The organism is Marinobacter sp. CH_CUG1437-1 (assembly GCF_037029655.1).
Taxonomy (GTDB): Bacteria; Pseudomonadota; Gammaproteobacteria; order Pseudomonadales; family Oleiphilaceae; genus Marinobacter; species Marinobacter salsuginis.
Map to the genome: position 1 here is coordinate 271,611 of NZ_JAYMEW010000004.1, position 17,607 is coordinate 289,217.

The 17,607-nt window shown below is 59.0% G+C and carries 15 protein-coding genes; 6 read left to right on the forward strand and 9 right to left on the reverse strand.

The window, feature by feature from the left end; all coding sequences use genetic code 11:
- Positions 1 to 175 precede the first annotated feature (175 nt).
- From WA411_RS13255 to WA411_RS13275, 5 genes are all read left to right on the forward strand, one after another.
- On the forward strand, positions 176 to 1,666 hold the full coding sequence (locus WA411_RS13255; protein ID WP_291907838.1) for a leucyl aminopeptidase: 1,491 nt from the start codon (positions 176 to 178) through the stop codon (positions 1,664 to 1,666).
- Positions 1,656 to 2,168, forward strand: a complete 513-nt coding sequence (locus WA411_RS13260) for a DNA polymerase III subunit chi (RefSeq protein ID WP_291907841.1) — start codon at positions 1,656 to 1,658, stop codon at positions 2,166 to 2,168. The genes WA411_RS13255 and WA411_RS13260 overlap by 11 nt, the downstream gene beginning before the upstream one ends.
- Positions 2,169 to 2,251: 83 nt before the next feature.
- Positions 2,252 to 5,104 carry a valine--tRNA ligase gene (locus WA411_RS13265; protein WP_291907843.1) on the forward strand — a complete coding sequence of 951 codons (2,853 nt, stop codon included), beginning with the start codon at positions 2,252 to 2,254 and terminating at the stop codon, positions 5,102 to 5,104.
- 5 nt (positions 5,105 to 5,109) lie between these two features.
- Positions 5,110 to 5,997: a ketopantoate reductase family protein gene (locus WA411_RS13270; RefSeq protein WP_291907845.1), complete on the forward strand. Its 888-nt coding sequence runs from the start codon at positions 5,110 to 5,112 to the stop codon at positions 5,995 to 5,997.
- 19 nt (positions 5,998 to 6,016) lie between these two features.
- Entirely contained in the window at positions 6,017 to 6,574 is a 558-nt protein-coding gene (locus WA411_RS13275) for a cob(I)yrinic acid a,c-diamide adenosyltransferase (RefSeq protein WP_291907847.1), read from the forward strand.
- A gap of 39 nt (positions 6,575 to 6,613) precedes the next feature.
- On the opposite strand, the gene WA411_RS13280 is transcribed toward WA411_RS13275, so the two are convergent.
- From WA411_RS13280 to WA411_RS13295, 4 genes are all read right to left on the reverse strand, one after another.
- Positions 6,614 to 8,644 carry a methyl-accepting chemotaxis protein gene (locus tag WA411_RS13280; RefSeq protein ID WP_291907849.1) on the reverse strand — a complete coding sequence of 677 codons (2,031 nt, stop codon included), beginning with the start codon at positions 8,642 to 8,644 and terminating at the stop codon, positions 6,614 to 6,616.
- A 120-nt stretch (positions 8,645 to 8,764) separates the two neighbouring features.
- Positions 8,765 to 9,652, reverse strand: coding sequence for a regulatory signaling modulator protein AmpE (gene ampE / locus WA411_RS13285; RefSeq protein WP_291907850.1), 888 nt, complete (start codon positions 9,650 to 9,652; stop codon positions 8,765 to 8,767).
- Positions 9,653 to 10,222: a 1,6-anhydro-N-acetylmuramyl-L-alanine amidase AmpD gene (gene ampD / locus WA411_RS13290; RefSeq protein ID WP_291907936.1), complete on the reverse strand. Its 570-nt coding sequence runs from the start codon at positions 10,220 to 10,222 to the stop codon at positions 9,653 to 9,655.
- A gap of 126 nt (positions 10,223 to 10,348) precedes the next feature.
- Complete coding sequence (locus tag WA411_RS13295) at positions 10,349 to 12,658, reverse strand: DUF1631 domain-containing protein (RefSeq protein ID WP_291907851.1); 2,310 nt, start codon at positions 12,656 to 12,658, stop codon at positions 10,349 to 10,351.
- Between the two features lie 223 nt (positions 12,659 to 12,881).
- Here WA411_RS13295 and nadC point away from each other — a divergent pair, with 223 nt between their 5' ends.
- A complete protein-coding gene (gene nadC / locus WA411_RS13300) occupies positions 12,882 to 13,721 on the forward strand; it encodes a carboxylating nicotinate-nucleotide diphosphorylase (protein ID WP_136629649.1) in 840 nt (279 codons plus the stop codon).
- On the opposite strand, the gene WA411_RS13305 is transcribed toward nadC, so the two are convergent.
- Genes WA411_RS13305 through WA411_RS13325 form a run of 5 tightly spaced genes read right to left on the reverse strand, consistent with a single transcriptional unit; the run spans position 13,722 to position 17,542 of the window.
- The gene (locus WA411_RS13305; RefSeq protein ID WP_069184553.1) at positions 13,722 to 14,057 is read right to left on the reverse strand and encodes a YqcC family protein; all 336 of its coding nucleotides are present in this window, start codon (positions 14,055 to 14,057) and stop codon (positions 13,722 to 13,724) included.
- Positions 14,058 to 14,069: 12 nt separating this feature from the next.
- Positions 14,070 to 14,867: a ParA family protein gene (locus tag WA411_RS13310; protein ID WP_136629648.1), complete on the reverse strand. Its 798-nt coding sequence runs from the start codon at positions 14,865 to 14,867 to the stop codon at positions 14,070 to 14,072.
- A 60-nt stretch (positions 14,868 to 14,927) separates the two neighbouring features.
- Entirely contained in the window at positions 14,928 to 15,626 is a 699-nt protein-coding gene (gene hda / locus WA411_RS13315; RefSeq protein WP_069184551.1) for a DnaA regulatory inactivator Hda, read from the reverse strand.
- A complete protein-coding gene (locus tag WA411_RS13320; protein ID WP_069184550.1) occupies positions 15,623 to 16,183 on the reverse strand; it encodes a CDP-alcohol phosphatidyltransferase family protein in 561 nt (186 codons plus the stop codon). The genes hda and WA411_RS13320 overlap by 4 nt, the downstream gene beginning before the upstream one ends.
- A gap of 21 nt (positions 16,184 to 16,204) precedes the next feature.
- Positions 16,205 to 17,542 (reverse strand): DUF2066 domain-containing protein, encoded by a 1,338-nt coding sequence (locus WA411_RS13325; RefSeq protein WP_291907856.1) that lies wholly within the window; start codon positions 17,540 to 17,542, stop codon positions 16,205 to 16,207.
- Positions 17,543 to 17,607: the final 65 nt, after the last annotated feature.

Sequence of the window (17,607 nt, forward strand, 5' to 3'; positions counted from 1 at the left end):
CTTGGTGCCGAATGACAGAGTAGCGGTATTACACCGGCGTGAAGGCACGAACAGGCGCGGAAGCCGCGCCAATCGCTTGATAATTTCCCGGCAAGCCCCAATGCTAGACTAGATCACAATCAAGAACGATTCCCGCCGGCGGCGGGACCCTCGTGAACAATCAACAGGAGTTGCCATGAATTTCAGCCTGAGCAGTAAAGCCATCGCCAGCACCAAAGCAGACTGCCTTGTTATTGGCTTGCCTGAGAAAGGCACCTGGCCCGATTCGACCAATCAGGCCGATGAGGCTCTGGGCGGGCTGATCAAGACACTCCAGAAGGCCGGTGACCTCACCGGCAAAAATGCCACCACAGTGACAATTCCGCTGACGGATCAGCCCTGGAGCCGTCTGCTCGTGGTTGGCACTGGCAAGGATGCAGATCGCAGCCCCGCCAACTACCGTAAAGCGTTGATCGCAATGATGACCGCGCTCAAGGACGGTCCGTCCAAAAGTGTCGCGATAGCGCTGGCAGATACCCCGCTAACCGGCGAAGAAGCCGTGAGCTCCGAGGCCGCCCGGCTGAGCCTGATTGGCAGGACGCTGGAAGACCAGCTCTACACCTTCAGCGACTTCAAGAGCGAAAAGCCTGCCGACCGCAAGCTAAACAAAGTCGTTGTCCATGCCTCGAATGCCGGCAAAGCCCTCAAGGATGCCTTCAACCTCGGCCTCGCCACCGGGCGCGGCATGAACTTCACCCGGGATCTCGGCAACACCCCGCCCAACATCTGCCATCCGGAATGGCTGGCCCAGCAGGCCAAGAAACTGGCCAAGGACTACGACTCCATTAAGACCGAAGTGCTTGATGAGAAGCAGATGGAAAAAATGGGTATGAACACCATCCTCGCCGTGGGCAAAGGCAGCACCCAACCCCCACGCCTGATTGTGATGGAATACCGTGGCGGCAAGGCCAAAGACAAGCCCCATGTCCTGGTTGGCAAAGGTATCACCTTCGACACCGGCGGGATCAGCCTCAAGCCCGGCGAGGGCATGGATGAGATGAAGTACGACATGGGCGGCTCCGCCAGCGTCTTCGGCGCCATGAAGGTTCTGGCCGAAACCCAGCCCAAGATTAACGTAGTGGCTGTCATTGCCGCGGCGGAGAACATGCCGGACGGCGGCGCGTCCCGCCCGGGCGATATTGTAACCACCCTGTCGGGTATGACCGTTGAAATCCTCAACACCGACGCCGAAGGCCGCCTGGTACTGTGTGACGCCCTCACCTACGTGAAGAAATTCGACCCGGCCGCCGTGATCGATCTCGCAACCCTGACCGGTGCCTGCATCATTGCCCTTGGCAATCACGCCACCGGCCTACTGGCCAACAACGATGAACTGGCCAACGAACTGCTGGCCGCCGGCGAACGGGCTGGTGACCGAGCCTGGCGCCTGCCGCTCTGGGACGAATACCAGAGCCAGCTCGACAGCAACTTCGCCGACATGGCCAACATCGGCGGCCGCCCGGCCGGCACCATTACTGCAGCCTGCTTCCTGTCCCGGTTCGCCAAGGATTACCGCTGGGCGCACCTCGACATCGCCGGTACCGCCTGGCACTCCGGTAAGGCCAAAGGCTCCTCAGGCCGCCCGGTGCCCCTGCTGGTCGACTACCTGATGTCCCATGCCGGATAACAACCCGGCGCCCTCTCCGGAAACCGGCAGCCCCGCTGCCGGCTCTTCCGGCCAAGAGGACCGGAATCAACGCTACTGGTTCCACATCCTCGCCCAGAACACCCCCGCAGCCCGCAACCTCCACGCCGCAAAGCTCGTGGACAAAGCCTGGCAGCAGGGAGACCGCGTGTGCGTCGTCTGCGATACCATGCAACACGCAGAAGAACTGGACGACCTGCTCTGGAACTTCAGCCCAGATGCGTTTATCCCCCATAGCGTTGTTCCCGATTCTGCGACAACCTGCTCGGATCCCGTCGGCATCCTGCTCTGCCCGCCCGCTCCGGGGGATTGGGATACAGTGATCATTCTATCGGCAACGCTGCCGGCGGATGCGGATCGGTTCAAGCGGCTGGCTCTGGTCGCCCATAACGACCCGAATGTTCTCAATCAGGCCCGTTCGCATTTCAAGCAGTTGCGGGCACTGGGAATTGAACCCCGGGTGCATGATCAGAGGAAGCGTTAGGTTCGCCGCAAACAGGGCGACCATGTATAATCGAGCGTCTCAATTTTCCCTTGTGAATCAACCAACGGTCACTGCAGAACCCCATGGAAAAAACCTACCAGCCAGAAAACATCGAGCGCCAGTGGTACGAAAACTGGGAAGCCAAAGGGTACTTCCGCCCCACAGGTGAAGGTCAGTCCTACAGCATCGCCATCCCGCCGCCCAACGTCACCGGCAGCCTGCATATGGGCCATGCGTTCCAGCACACCATCATGGACACCCTCACCCGCTTCAAGCGCATGCAGGGCCGCAACGCACTGTGGACCGTCGGCACCGACCACGCCGGCATCGCCACCCAGATGGTGGTTGAGCGCAAACTGGCCGCTGAAGAAGACAAAACCCGCCATGACCTGGGCCGGGAAGAGTTCATCAAGCGCATCTGGGACTGGAAAGAGCACTCGGGCGGCACCATCACCCGCCAGATCCGCCGCCTCGGCAATTCCGTGGACTGGGACAACGAACGCTTCACCATGGACGACGGCTTCTACAAGGCCGTGCAGGAAGTGTTTATTCGGCTGTACGACGAAGGCCTGGTCTACCGCGGCAAACGCCTGGTGAACTGGGACCCGAAACTGCACACCGCCATTTCTGATCTGGAAGTGGAAAACAAGGAAGAGAAGGGCTTTTTCTGGCATCTGCGCTACCCGCTGGCTGACGGCGTGCAGACCAAAGACGGCAAAGATTACCTGGTGGTAGCCACCACTCGTCCGGAAACCATGCTCGGCGACACCGCCGTGGCCGTACACCCGGACGACGAACGCTACCAGCACCTGATTGGCAAGCACGTGATGCTGCCCCTGGTGAACCGCCGTATTCCCATTGTGGCCGATCATCACGCCGATCCGGAGAAAGGCTCCGGCTGCGTGAAGATCACTCCGGCCCACGACTTCAACGACTATGCCGTTGGCAAGCGCAACAACCTGCCGATGATCAACGTCATGACCCAGGACGCCAACATCCGGGACGTGGCCGAAGTGTTCAATGCCGATGGCAGCGAAAACACCGAACTCGACGGCACCATGCCAAGCGCCTACGCCGGACTAACCCGGGAAGCAGCCCGCAAGCAGATTGTTGCCGACATGGAAGCCGAGGGGCTGGTCGAGAACATCGAGGACCACGTACTCAGCGTGCCCCGGGGTGATCGCTCTGGCCTCATTATCGAGCCCATGCTGACCGACCAGTGGTTTGCCGACGCCAAGACCCTGGCCAAACCGGCCATTGAAGCGGTGGAAGACGGTCGTATCCAATTCGTACCCAAGCAGTACGAGAACATGTACTTTGCCTGGATGCGCGACATCCAGGACTGGTGCATCTCCCGCCAGCTCTGGTGGGGCCATCGTATTCCGGCCTGGTACGACGCCGAGGGGAACATCTATGTTGGCCGCAGCGAAGATGAAGTTCGCCAGAAGCACAACCTGGATGCCGACGTCACCCTGGAGCAGGATGAAGACGTTCTGGATACCTGGTTCAGCTCTGCCCTGTGGACCTTTGGCACCCTGGGCTGGCCGGAAATCACCGAGCGCCTGAAGACCTTCCATCCGACCGATGTGCTGGTAACCGGCTTCGACATCATCTTCTTCTGGGTTGCCCGGATGATCATGATGACCATGCACTTCATGAAGAACGAAGACGGTACGCCCCAGGTGCCCTTCCACACCGTGTACGTCACCGGCCTGATCCGCGACGAGCACGGCGACAAGATGTCCAAGTCCAAGGGCAACGTGATCGACCCGCTGGACATGATTGATGGCATCAGCCTGGACGACCTGCTGGAGAAGCGGACCGGCAACCTGATGCAACCTAAGCTGGCCGAGAAGATCGGTAAGCGCACCAAGAAGGAATTCCCCGAGGGCATCGCCGCCCACGGCACCGACGCCCTGCGTTTCACCCTGGCCGCCATGGCCACCACCGGGCGCGACATCAACTGGGACATGAAACGCCTGGAAGGCTACCGCAACTTCTGCAACAAGCTCTGGAACGCGGCCCGCTACGTGCTGATGAACACCGAGGGCGAAGATTGCGGGGTCAATGACAAACCGGTTGAACTGTCCCTGGCCGACCGCTGGATCATCAGCGAGCTGCAGAGCTGCGAGCAGGATGTGATCCGCCACCTGGACCAGTACCGTTTCGATCTGGCCGCCTACGCACTTTACGAGTTCATCTGGAACGAGTACTGCGACTGGTACCTGGAGCTGTCCAAGCCGGTCCTCAATGATGAAAGCGCCAGCGCCGAAGCCAAGCGCGGCACCCGTCGTACCCTGGTGCGCGTGCTGGAAGCCGTCCTGCGCCTGGCCCACCCGATGATGCCGTTCATCACCGAGGAAATCTGGCAGCGTATTGCGCCCCTGGCTGGTAAAACCGGCGACAGCATCATGCTGCAGGCCTACCCGCAGCCGGATGCCACCAAGCAGGATGCAGCGGTCACTGCCGATATTGAATGGCTGAAAGGCGTAATCGTGGCAGTGCGGAACATCCGGGGCGAAATGAACATCTCCCCGGCGAAAAAGATTCCGGTACTGCTGCGCGGCAAAGACGCCGAAGACCAGCGTCGCATGAACGACAACCGCCAGTTCCTTGGCTCCCTTGCCAAGCTGGAGAGCCTGGACTGGTTCGAAGGTGACAAAGCTCCGATGTCTGCCACCCAACTGGTAGGCGACATGGAAGTTCTGGTTCCCATGGCCGGCCTGATCGACAAGGATGCCGAGCTCAAGCGCCTGGACAAGGAGCTGGAGCGCCTGCAGAAAGAGATTGGCCGCCTGGAGGGCAAATTGGGGAACGAGAAGTTTACTGCCAAGGCGCCCGCCGAGGTAGTTGAGAAAGAGCAGGAAAAACTCCGGGACGCCCAGAGCAGCCAGGCCCGCCTGAGCCAGCAAAGGGCTGACATCGAGGCCATGTAACCGGCATGATCGGCATTCTCGGCGCAGGCTCGCTGGGCAGGCTCTGGGGCGCAATGCTACCTGCGGGGGGCATTGCCTTCATTGCCAGGCCCGGTGAGCCGACCGGCGCCAGTGTCGATTACCGGTTCCGGCCTTTTAAAGGGCCGGAATCACAAGTACGGATTCCCTTTCTACAGCCTGGCGACGAGCCAGAGCTTATTCTGGTTACAACCAAGGCCGGCGATACCCTGGACGCCGTTGCCGGCGTCATCAACCAGTTCGCAATTGATACCCCCATCCTGCTTTTCCAGAACGGTCTTGGCAGCCAGCAAGCCGTTGCCAAGCGGTGGCCGGAGCGACCAATCCTGGCCGCAAGCACTACAGAGGGCGCGAACCGACCAGAATCAGGGCTTCTCGTTCACGCCGGTACCGGTGACACCTGGGTAGGCCCGATGACAAGCCCCGCCAAAGCAACGGTCAGGAAAGCCGTTACCATGCTGGCAACCTCCGGCCTGAACATTCATCCGGAGACGGACATCGTTCAGCGCCTCTGGCAAAAACTCATTATTAACGCCGGCATCAACCCCTACACCGCCATCCTGGACTGCCCCAATGGCAAGATTCTGGATGCCCCCCTGTACCAGAGCACCATCGACCAGCTCTGTCTGGAGCTTTCACAGCTGATGGACGCCGCCGTCAGGATTCGACAGACGCCGGATGCGCTAAGGGAACGCATCGAGCAGGTAGCCCGCAATACCGCCGGTAACACGTCATCCATGCGTGCCGATGTTCAACGGGGACGCCAAACCGAGATAGACTTTATAAACGGATACGTGGCGAAACTGGGGAAAGAGCTCGGTATCGAAACTCCGGTGAACCAAATGCTGACCGAGCGGGTACAACAACTGTCGTGACGTTAACAGGAGCAGACTGATGGGCAACCGCCTTTCCAAGATTTACACCCGCACCGGCGATGACGGCTCCACGGGCCTGGCCGATGGAAATCGTATTGCCAAGAACGCCCAGCGGGTCGAGGCCATGGGTACCGCTGATGAACTCAACTGCCACATCGGGCTTTTGATCGAGACACTGGACAGCGACGACGAACTGGTGGAAAGCCTGCGCCGTATCCAGCACCATCTGTTCGACCTTGGCGGCGAATTTGCCATTCCCGGCAGCCGTGTGATTGGCGACGAACACATTGAGTGGTTGGAGGGCACCCTGGACCGGCACAACGAGGGTCTACCACCACTGAAGAACTTTGTGTTGCCAGGCGGCAGCCCCGCTGCCGCCCAATGCCACCTTGCCCGTGCGGTCTGTCGCCGTGCAGAGCGGGTTGTCGTCGCCCTAGGCCACGAGGATTCGATCAACACCGCTTCCCGGCACTACCTGAATCGTCTCTCTGACCTGTTATTCGTCATTGCCCGCGTATTGGCCCGACGCGAAGGCGGTGAGGAAATTCTCTGGGAACAAAAAAAATCCGGCCTCTAGGGCCGGATTTTTTACTGTCTCGCCAAGTTCGGGCACCAGTCAGACCTTAAAGGCCTCCACCAGACGCTGAAGTGAGGCCGTCAGTTGCGACATTTCCCTCGAGGATCCCAGTGTCTCCTCGGCATTGGCGGCCGTTTTATGGCCCAGTTCGCCAATCTGCTCGACACTGGAATTCACGTTTTTCGCAACGGCAGACTGCTCTTCTGCCGCCTGTGCAATCTGGTGGCTCATATCCACGATCACCGAGATGCCTTTGGCGATTCTGTCCAGAGCTTCCGTCACTTCACCAGACTTCTGCACCGTTGTCTCGGTAACATCCCGGCTGTTGGTCATGGCCGACACCGCGTCTTTCACGCCGCTCTGAAGCCGGGAAATCATGCCTTCGATCTCTTCGGTGGATTTATGGGTACGCTGAGAGAGTGAGCGGACCTCATCGGCAACTACCGCAAACCCACGACCCTGTTCACCTGCCCTCGCGGCCTCAATCGCGGCATTCAGGGCCAACAGGTTGGTCTGTTCGGCAATCGCCTTGATCTCTATCAGCACCTGGCTGATGTTGTCGCTGTCCTTGCTGACCCGGTTAATCACTTCCACGGCGCCGGATATCTCGCCTGCCAGCTTGTTGATGGTTTCTACGGTATCGGCAACGACGCCACGACCGGTCTCGGTGTCCTGCTCGGCGTTGCTGGCGCTGTCTGCCACCCGGTGAGCGCTTTCGGTAACTTCGTGAACCGCCTCGACCATCTGGTTCATGGCTTCGTTGATCTGGCCGCTTTCTTCCATCTGCCGTGCCACGGCTTCGCTGTTGGCCGCCGCAGTATCATTGACCCGGGTTGCCTGCTGGTCCACATCCGCCGTAGTCCGGCTGACGGAACGGATCAGCTCGGCAATCCGGTCGGTCATGTTATTGAATTCCGTGGTCAGCTCACCCAGTTCGTCGCGATTGCGCAGCTTGATGTGGGTGGTCATATCGCCGGCAGCGACGCTGCGAGCCGCTTCGCTGAACCGGTTAATGGCAGTGCGTACAGACATGAAGAAGCCGATATAGAGATAGACCACCACCAGAAGAACAACAACCAGGGCGATGACGATCAGCCGGCGCTGATTGACCTCACTGTTCAGCCGCGCCTGCAGATTCTCGTCGACCACGTTGAAAGCCGCCGCCTTGACCTGATCATAGTGAGCCAGTTGCCCGGACATCAGGTCGTTGTATTCAGTCCAGGGCATTTCCAGGCGCATCGGCGTAATCACGTTCACATCCAGTTGATCCCGAACCACCATCAGGCTCTCATCAACCCGCTGGATGGCATTGCCCGCCCGCTCAGCCAAAGCCGGCGATGCCTCAGAGGCCAGGGCCAACGCTGGTGAGAGCAGTGAACTGCGATTGGTCAACTGGTCATAGATTTCGTTCAGCGTTTCGCTCAGCGCATAGCCTACCTGCCCCTCGACCAGGGCATAGATACCGTAGGATTTTGCCTGGCCAATCACGGTGCGGGCTGCCGGTAATGAGTCGCGGACAAGTCCGAGAATCAACTGATTTTCCCGGGACGCCCCCTGCCCCAGGCCCGAGATTTCAATGGTGGCCGAAAGCAGGGCCTGAGCCTTCTGGACAAATTCCTGGTAATACTTGAACTGCGGATCGAAGTTACCCTGATAGTTGTCTTCAGCCCGCAGAGCCTCCCACTCCTGCCGAAGGTCGTTGACCTGCTCGCCCCAGGAGCCAGAAGTATCGAAAGAACGCTCCTCGGCAGTCAGGGCCGCCAGCGTATTATCAATCTCACTGGCAGCCTCTTCCGACACCGCCATAATAGCGCTCTCATCCTTGATGATCGCGGGTGAGCGATAATCGCGATAATCCATCGCGGCGTCCACCAGCCGGTCAACCTGTTGAAGCTGCTCAAGCCCCTCGACACCTCGAGTCATGGTCTGGACGGAACGGTTCAGCTCGGAAATGGCGAGCCAGGACAGCCCACCGATCGGCAACAGGAACAGAATGCTGATGAGACTGAACTTGTACACCATCGGCAACCGGTTCATCAGTGCGATGGCAGGATTAATGAGTTGCTTCACAGGGACCCTCGTGCTGGCAAGTAACAGCTGAACTTATATTCTTTTCTTTTATTATCGCCTAAAGTCTTAAAAACTTAAGCATTATTTCTTGTTAAACTGTAACGTTTTATAAAATCCGGCTCAGACAACCCCGGAAATGACCAGCAGAGCGAGCATGCATATCCAGACCAGCATGCTTCTGTTCAACAAATCCCTTACTGCTCTCAGGCTACGTCCTCCGAACGCTGTCCACTCATCCGGATGAACCCGGGAAAAGCGGGCTGGATCCAGCGCATACCCGGTTAACGACCCGTTGGCCGAAATCATGAGCACCTCCCCGGCTTTTTTGGTCACACCGGTCAGCGTGCGGCGGGTTTCCCGCAGCCAGCCGGCCAGGTCTCCGGCAATTCCGAAGGTCAGGGCAAGAAGCCTGGCAGGGATCCAGCCGGCGAGGTTCGCCAACCCGGAAAAGCGCGGCCTTGCCGGAGCCTGGGGCCACTGATCGGCAAGGGCAACCAGACCGCGGGCGAGAACGGCAAAGCCGATACCACCAATCACGTACCAGAAAGCCACCAGAAAGAAGCGCTGGAACACCGACACCATAAGTGCCTTCGACAGCGAGAGGTGCATGGCCTCGGGAGACACCGCTGCTCCCCGTTCATCGGCCGGCAAAAGATCTTTCACATGATGCCAGGCTGACTGCATGTCCCCCCGCTGCCATGCCTCTGCGTAGGCCCGGAGGATCTGTCGCCAACCAGGCGTTCCCATGAGAACGACCAGAACCAGGAACTCCAGTGGGTAAGCAGCCATTCTCCAGCCGGAGGCGACCAGGAGATATTGCGCAAGCCCGAGCAGAAAGGCCGGCAATAGAACCAGTGCCAGCCCGATACCTATCCCGGACTCACGGCCTGCCCTGACCCGGCTGCCATGCCTGAACCAGCGACGCCAGACCTCGTCACCGGAGAGCAGATCAAGGGAATCCAGACGCCTGCGAACCATGTAAGCCAGCAGAAACACAACAAACACCATTCAGACGTTCCTCCCCGAACCTCTCGCTGCGTGCAGCCCCGCCCGGAAGTACTGCCAGTCGAAGGCCGGCCCCGGATCAGTTTTCCTGCCCGGCGCAATGTCGCAGTGGCCGGTGATACGGTCGGCAGTGATGGCCGGCCAGGCTGCCATAATCAGGTCCGCCACCTCTGCCAACCTACGATACTGTTCAGGGGTGTAAGGGATGTCGTCAGTCCCCTCCAGTTCTATGCCGATGGAGAAATCATTGCACTCGTCCTGACCTTCGAAACACGAACGGCCAGCATGCCAGGCGCGCTCCAGCAGACTGACAAACTGAACCAGATCACCATCCCGACGAATCAACAGATGGGCGGACACCTGAACGCCCTCGATGGTCTGGAAATATGGGTGCGCGGAGTGATCAAGCCGGTTGCAGAAAAAGTCCTCTATTTCTGGACCGCCAAACTGCCCGGGAGGCAGGCTGATGTTGTGGACGACCAACAGGGAGATGGGTACCCCGTCCGGACGGGGCCCGAAATTTGGCGAGGGACACCAGCGGGCGAAGGGAATCCGTCCGGTTTCACGAAGCAATCTTGCATCGGTACCGGAATCAGTATGGCGTTCGGCAAAAACGTCTGTATCGGGCAAAGTAATTCCAGATGTATCAGAGGATTACACTCTCTGATTGAATCACAAACTTGCCACGGTTGCTACGAATCAGTCCTTGCGGCTGCTGCGCAGGTTGTCGATGATCGACTCGAGTGCCCGATCAAAAATGAGGCCATCATCGAGCATGCTGATCTTCCCGGCTTCCATGTCGGCGGCGAGTTCCAGACGCAAATACTCGGCCACCTTGGCACCACTGCGGTTGACGAAGATGTACTTGCCAGTGGCTTTGATAAAGGCCGCAAGCTTGCAGCGCACCTTGGTTTCGTCTCGGGTTAGCTCAATCCATGAACCCACGCGCAAGCTTTCCGCCTTTTCCAGCCATTGCGGCGATACCTGAGCCGGATCCGCAGTCTCTGCCATCCCCGCTTTTTCCGCGGGCGCCTCGTTGGCCAGCCCAGAGGCTGCCTGCTCGGGCTCGGCCGGCGCAGGGGTCTGCTTCAACCCCTCGTCTGGCGCCGGAGGAGCCACAGGCTCTTGCAGCGAGCGCTCGGGCTCTGGCTCGGGCAAGTCCTCAGGCTCCGCCAAAGGTTCGGGACGGGACGGCGCGGTCACCAGCCGCTGGAAAACGTCTACGTGGGCCAGTTCCAGGTCACGAATGGCCGCATCGGTGGCAAACGGGTCCCAGGAAATTTCCTGGAGGGCCTTGCGAAGGTCATCCACAATGGCTGGAATCGCACGGAGAAGCTCCCCACGGGTAGAGTCATTGATCGGACGAGGGTCGACACTCCACACCAGTTGCTCGGTGAGATTCCGGGCGTGTTGCCAGCGGTCGCTTTCCTCACCTTCACGGAGGACCACCCATTGCAGATATTTGGTCCAGGCTTCGTTCAGGAGCCCGACAACCGGCTCGGGAATGTCCCGTTGCTCCATCAGTTCCTGTAACAATCCGTCCGCCGCCTGAGAGGCACGCTCCTGCCGGGCTCGACCCTCTTCTGCATCCCGCAGGCGTTGCTCCACGAGCTCACGACGTCTGCGGTCGAGATCCATGAAGTGGCTGAAGTCTTTGAGCAGCTCTTCGAACAAACTGACGTCGGTAGTGAACTCGCCCAGCACCCTGTCCACAACCGATTCGATTTTTTCCCTGAGCGGGTCCCTCTGGCCGGCCTTTTTTTCGGTCCAGCCGATGGCTGACAGCGCCAGTTCGTTAAGCAGCTTACGGACCGGGTGACCGCCGCGATTGAAGAAGTTCTTGTCGCTCAATGCCACCTTGAGCACCGGAATCTGCAGGCGACCAATCAACGCCTTCATCACAGGATGCAGCTGACGATCCTCAAGGATGAAGTCGAACAACATGGAAACCAGGTTGATCACATCACTGTCTACCTGACCCACGTGCAGACTTTTGCCATCACCTGAGCGCAGGATCGGCTGAAGCTGCTCGTTCAGCGGAACAACGGCATCATCACCCCATTGACGGCTGTTGGACTGTGCCTCGGTAAGGCGCGCCATCAGTCGATCAGTATCAATGTAACCTTCACCGTAAGAGGCAGTACCGCTGGCAGGAGCGGTATCGCCCCGATGCAGCAGCGCACTGAGCTCCGAGAATGTTGCCTGCGATTGAGACATACCCTGGTTCTCTGAAGAAAAACCTGCCTGCCCGCCCGCGCCTGCCGGTGCCGAACTCTCGCCTGTCGGGCGCTGACCCGAGCGAGCGGGCACCCTGCCGGTAGGGGGACGCTTCATGTCGGGCATGACCCCTTCATTAATCAGGGTGCGGTTCGCTTCTTTGTAGAAGTCACCGAGAGTATCGGCAAGCAGGCGATCGAACAGCTTCAAAACCACCAGCTTGGCCCGGATATCGATATCCAGATCGGCACAGGCTTCGGCAACACCGCCACAGATGATTTCCGGACTCAATGGCATCTGCACGTCTTTCAGCTCAATGCCCGGCAACAGGTGCCCAACCCGCGCTGTCAGCAGACGGATCTGTTCGGTGTAGCGGTTCCGGAGCTTGTTGATCAGGTTGTCCACAGCAACCTGCTGCTCCAACTGGGAGTGATCAACCAGGCTGAGAGAGTCCTCATCCACGTCCTCCAGGGACCGGGCGCCCTGCTGGGGTTGGAATTTGCCAACTTCATTGAACGCCTGGCTGACGTACTGGAGGATCGAGACCACCATGGACTTGCGGCGAAGCCTGAGCTCGCGCATAGCGTCAAAGTAGGCGGTCTGGTCAAGATTCGTTCCGGCTCTGTCGGCGAGTTCGAACAGGGCATCATCGGCACGATCGAAAAAACTGGCAAGAACGGACTTCAGGGACTGACCCGATGCGTCACGCAGACGAATGAGGGGCGCAGGCAATGAAAACCGGGCGGACCGCTTCGGGCCTGAAAAGCTGACAACCTTGTTATCGTGCACCATGTCGCTGCTCCGCCTTGTCTTGCAATAATGCCTTTTGGTTTCTCCACTTCACATGATACGAGCTGCCCACGTCAGGTTGTGTCAGATTTTGTCACCTTTTGTGTAGACCTGACGTGCATCACAGTTTAGCAGTCTGGACTCAAGAGTTTGGCGATTCTCTGGCGGCCCTTTAGAATTGGCAGCCTAAACCGCTTACAACCCTCTGCACCGGACACTTTGCCCTATGATCTCCCCAGAACTCCTTCGCCAGGCCCGAATTGAGAATGTTGCCCAGAGCCTGCGGGAAGACATTGGTGATGGTGACATCACGGCCAGGCTGATACCCGCCGACAAACGGGCGAAGGGCCGCGTGATTACCCGGGAAACCGCGACGATTGCAGGAAGGGAATGGGTTAACGAGGTGTTCCGACAAGTGGACCCGTCCGTGGAACTCACCTGGCAGGTATCCGATGGTGATACCGTTTCACCGGACCAGGTGCTGTTTACTATGGAGGGCCCTGCCAGAAGCCTGCTGAGCGCCGAGCGAGCAGCCCTGAACTGGCTCCAGACCCTGTCCGGGGTAGCTACTTCATGCGCCGCTTATGCTGCCCGGGTTGCCCACACCCAGGTTCGCCTGCTGGATACCCGCAAAACCTTGCCAGGTCTGCGTCTGGCCCAGAAATACGCCGTTACCTGTGGCGGTTGCTTCAATCATCGCATCGGCCTTTGGGACGCCTTCCTGATCAAGGAAAATCACATTGCCGCCTGCGGCTCAATCGCCAAGGCCATTGAGGCCGCCCACAGGATTGCGCCAGGCAAACCGGTTGAAGTGGAAACCGAGAACCTCGACGAGCTGGCGCAGGCGCTGAAGGCTGGCGCAGATATCATCATGCTGGATGAATTCTCGCTTGAGGACATGCGAACGGCTGTTGCCACCACTGGGGGCAAGGCAAAGCTAGAGGCCTCCGGGGGCATCAACGCCGACACCCTGGTGCCGGTCGCCGAGACGGGCGTGGACTACATTTCGATCGGGGCGCTGACCAAAGATGTGAAGGCCCTGGATCTGTCTATGAGACTGGACTGATCACCCGTCACTAAGAAGGCGATCGATAGCTTCCAGTTCCCTGACTAGCCGGCTCCCGGACTCCGGCCGTCCCCGGAAGTGCTCCTCGGCCATCGGTGCGATGCCGGAAGCCGAGGGTAACGGGTGATCGTTTTCGATGATCACCTTCATCCGCTCAACGAAGACAAACTGCAGCCACTGGGTGAACTCCAGCGTATCGATACAGAATGGCTGAACGCTCTGGAATGCTTCGTCCGGTGGTGGCTCAGACTCCCAGAGACCCAGCTGCCGCAACTCCATCTCAATGTTCAGAAGGCAGTCTGCAACCTGCCCGATCGGGTTACCGGATTCAGTCATATCAATCTCGCCTCAATCGTTGAGCGGCTCAAGCTCCACGGTTTCACCATGCAGGACCCGGAACAGGTCCTCATACTGGCGTGTCAGTGGGTGCTTGGGCGCCATGTGAATCAGGGGCTGCCGGCTTTGATGGGATTCTTTCATTTTCACGGAGCTTGAGAGCCTTACCGGCAGCATGGGCAAGCCTTCTTCGGTAAGCTCCCTGACCAACTGCTTCGGCAAGCTGGCGCGGGGCTGGAACTGGTTGGCAACAATTCCCTCCACCACAAGGTCCTCGTTGTGATCTTCCTGGAGATCACGAATCTCATTCAGGATGTTGTACAGGGCCTGCCGGGAAAAATCGTCACAATCGAAGGGTATCAGGCAACGCTGGGCGGCAATCAGCGCGGAGCGCGTGTAGAAATTCAACGCGGGCGCCGTGTCGATGTAGATCGCATCGAAGGATTCACCGAGCTTTTTCAGTGCCTCCCTCAGCTTGTAGATCTTGTGCTTCGCTTCCAGCTTGCGTTCCAGGAAGTCCAGCTCCGGGCTGGAAGGCATCACAAACAGGTTCTTGAACGGTGAGGCGTGGACAAATTCATCCGGGCGGCGATTGAAAACCGTAAATGCAACCGTCTGTTCAAGCAGATCGGCGACGGTGTCCTTGAGCTCACTGGCAGGCTTGCCGAGCAGATAATGGGTGGAGTTTCCCTGGGGATCAAGATCCACAACCAGAGTTCGCTTTCCACGAGCGGCGCTGATGGCTGCGAGGTTACACGTGATACTGGACTTGCCGACACCGCCCTTCTGATTGAATACCACCCGTCTCATTTTTTCTCTCCCTTGATGAACCCGTTATCGTTTTCTGCCCTGCAATGCGTGCCGTCCAGCTCACCAATCCATCACTGTTTTCACAAAGGGGATTGTAAGCCGCCTCTGGGCCTGAAGTGAGTTTTCGTCCAGTATATCCAGAATCCCCAGCAAATCACCGAGCCTCCGCGGGGCCCGGCGCATGATGTAGCTGGCGACGTCATCTGCCATGACCAGCCCCCGCTGCTCTGCCCGGGCCCGTAGAATCTTCAGGCGATCCTCATCCCGGTATATGCCCAACTGGATGACCAACCCGTGACTGAACCTCGAGACCAGATCCGGCAATCCAAAGGGCAGGCTGGCTGGCAAATCAGAGAGACTTACCAACAACAGGCCGCCACGATCCTGTATCCGGTTATACAGGTGAAAAATGGCCTCTTCCCATACCTGCTGCCCTGCAATGCGATCGACATCGTCCAGACATACAATGTCATGGCCCTCAAGCCCCGACAGGGCATCGGCACCGAAAGGCTCCAGCTCTGCGATGCTGATACAGACCGCCGTCCTGCCCTGCTGCTCACCCAGGTGGCACACGGCCTGCAAAAGATGACTCTTGCCGGTATCGGCATCACCACACAGAACAACCACCGGAACATCATCAGGCCGATGACACACGGATTCAAGGCGCTGGGCCGCCGTGGTGTTCCTGTCACCGTGAAAGTTATCGAAACGGGCATCATCGCGTAGCTTGACCCCAAGCACCAACTGGGACGCGGTCATGGACGGGTAGCCCTCCAGGCCCGCAAGCTCCATACAATCAGGTAATGCCCGCCGCTGAACACTGCGGAAACAGCCACCAGGAGAATGCCGGCATCCACCACCCAGGGCTGCATCGGCAGGTCCGCCAGAAGCACGATAATGGCAAGGGCGACGAGAATCTGGATAAAGGTATTGATCTTGCCGGGGATGCTTGGCTCCATATCGTATCGGCCAACCTTGTAGTGGTATGCCAGAGCCCCGACAACAATGAGAAGATCGCGACCCAGCACCAGCAAAAACAGCCATACCGGCAGAACGGCGGTGAGTGTCAGCATCAGGTAGGCCGTGATCAGCAGGGCCTTGTCCGCCAGGGGATCGGCAATCGCCCCAAGCCTGGAACGCCAGTTGAAATGCCGGGCCAGGAACCCGTCAACCGCATCGGTACCCGCGGCCAGGAAGAAAATCAGCAACGCCCGGCGATAATCTCCGGCAAGGAGTGCTCCGGCAAAGGGAGCGATCAAGAGGATACGCAGGAACGTCAGGGCATTGGGAATCCAGCGCCAGCGGTGCAAATTCAAAAGACTCCCTCCGGTTACACCTTATTCGCCGCCATCGCTCCCGATGACAGAAGACGGTTGCCAACGATAATACAGAACCTGGTACAGGGATTCGAACGCCTCCTGAGCCTCCTCCTCATCGACGGGCACCGGCTGATAGGTAAACTGGGAGGTTTCTTCGGGCCCTGCCACAGAGGTTTGTTGATCCGAACCCTCCGGTTGGGTTTCCCCGCTCCCGGTTGCAGCTTCTGTTTTCGCGTCCGACGACGTTAACCGCCCTTCTGTTGTCGGCCCGGCACCTGGGCGTTCCGCGGGAACGTCTGACTCCATCGGAACAAAGCGCGGATCCAGGGCGATATACTCTCGAAGCTGGTCCAGCTCACCGGAAAACGCCACGCGCAGGGTAAGCTGTTCATCGCGTACCCGGTGGGCACCGACTCTGACAACCGGTGTCAGCCCCTCCAGTACCTTATTGGCTCTTGCATAGTCTTCCAGTGAGGTCACGCCGCGCAAAACAATGTCCACCTGCGGCGAATCCCCCACTTCTGATGCAGCGACTGCATATCGGCTGGCGTAGAGCTCGGCCCAGCGATTGATCACGGCCTCCGCCAATGCTTCCGGAGTCTGCGCCGTAACCGACTCTTCACCGGTATTCATGGCCATACCATCGAACACCCAGCCCGCTCGCCATTGGCCGCCGGTGCGGCTGACCCGAACCAGCGCGAGAACATCGTGATCCAGATCCTCAGAGGCGGACTTCACCCGGCCGATAAACTGCCCCCAGATATCCGAAAGCAACTCCCGATCAGCGCCAAAATCCGATGGCGGTAATGCAACCGGCAAGCCCCGCTTACCGGCCGCCTCATCGAACGCAGCCCGCCAGGTGTCGGCGCTTTCTGCAACGGCGCCCGCTTCTGGGCGCGTGACGAGTGTTCTCGAACCACGATCCTCGGCAGCGATCCAGGCCAGCGTGAGCGGCCTGTTGGCGCCCCACACCGGCGCATCGATTGAAGCCAGGGCACGGTTAACACCAACCGCCCCGAAAGACATGCTCAGAACACTCTGGCCGGACTCATCCCGGGCAACCTGATAGGAAAGTAGCAAAGACTCGGCGTCGGACAGCAGTGCGTCAACGCCCTCCATGGCGAGCACCTCACGGGTACCGGAAACCCGGATAAAGACCTGGCTGAGGCCATCGGCATACCCCTGGGCCAGTTGCCCGGGCGAGGATCCTTCCACCGGTACTTTGGCTGAGTACAGGCCGGAGACTGTCACCGCGGTTACCGGGGCGGAAAACCCGACCAGCAGAAAGCTGAACAACGCAAAGAACCACGTCGCGGAAACAGACCCGTGTGCCGGCTTTTGTCCTGATACTGACATGAAACACCCTGCAATTCGCATGAATGGCGCATAGGATACACCATGCCCCAAGGCGTGAGTAGCAG

Coding starts and splice junctions, on each gene's coding strand:
- WA411_RS13265 (WP_291907843.1), top strand. CDS start 2,252: ATGGAAAAAACCTACCAGCCAGAAAACATCGAGCGCCAGTGGTACGAA.
- WA411_RS13270 (WP_291907845.1), top strand. CDS start 5,110: ATGATCGGCATTCTCGGCGCAGGCTCGCTGGGCAGGCTCTGGGGCGCA.
- WA411_RS13325 (WP_291907856.1), bottom strand. CDS start 17,542: ATGTCAGTATCAGGACAAAAGCCGGCACACGGGTCTGTTTCCGCGACG.
- WA411_RS13260 (WP_291907841.1), top strand. CDS start 1,656: ATGCCGGATAACAACCCGGCGCCCTCTCCGGAAACCGGCAGCCCCGCT.
- WA411_RS13275 (WP_291907847.1), top strand. CDS start 6,017: ATGGGCAACCGCCTTTCCAAGATTTACACCCGCACCGGCGATGACGGC.
- WA411_RS13310 (WP_136629648.1), bottom strand. CDS start 14,867: ATGAGACGGGTGGTATTCAATCAGAAGGGCGGTGTCGGCAAGTCCAGT.
- WA411_RS13255 (WP_291907838.1), top strand. CDS start 176: ATGAATTTCAGCCTGAGCAGTAAAGCCATCGCCAGCACCAAAGCAGAC.
- WA411_RS13295 (WP_291907851.1), bottom strand. CDS start 12,658: ATGGTGCACGATAACAAGGTTGTCAGCTTTTCAGGCCCGAAGCGGTCC.
- hda (WP_069184551.1), bottom strand. CDS start 15,626: ATGACCGCGTCCCAGTTGGTGCTTGGGGTCAAGCTACGCGATGATGCC.
- nadC (WP_136629649.1), top strand. CDS start 12,882: ATGATCTCCCCAGAACTCCTTCGCCAGGCCCGAATTGAGAATGTTGCC.
- ampE (WP_291907850.1), bottom strand. CDS start 9,652: ATGGTGTTTGTTGTGTTTCTGCTGGCTTACATGGTTCGCAGGCGTCTG.
- WA411_RS13305 (WP_069184553.1), bottom strand. CDS start 14,057: ATGACTGAATCCGGTAACCCGATCGGGCAGGTTGCAGACTGCCTTCTG.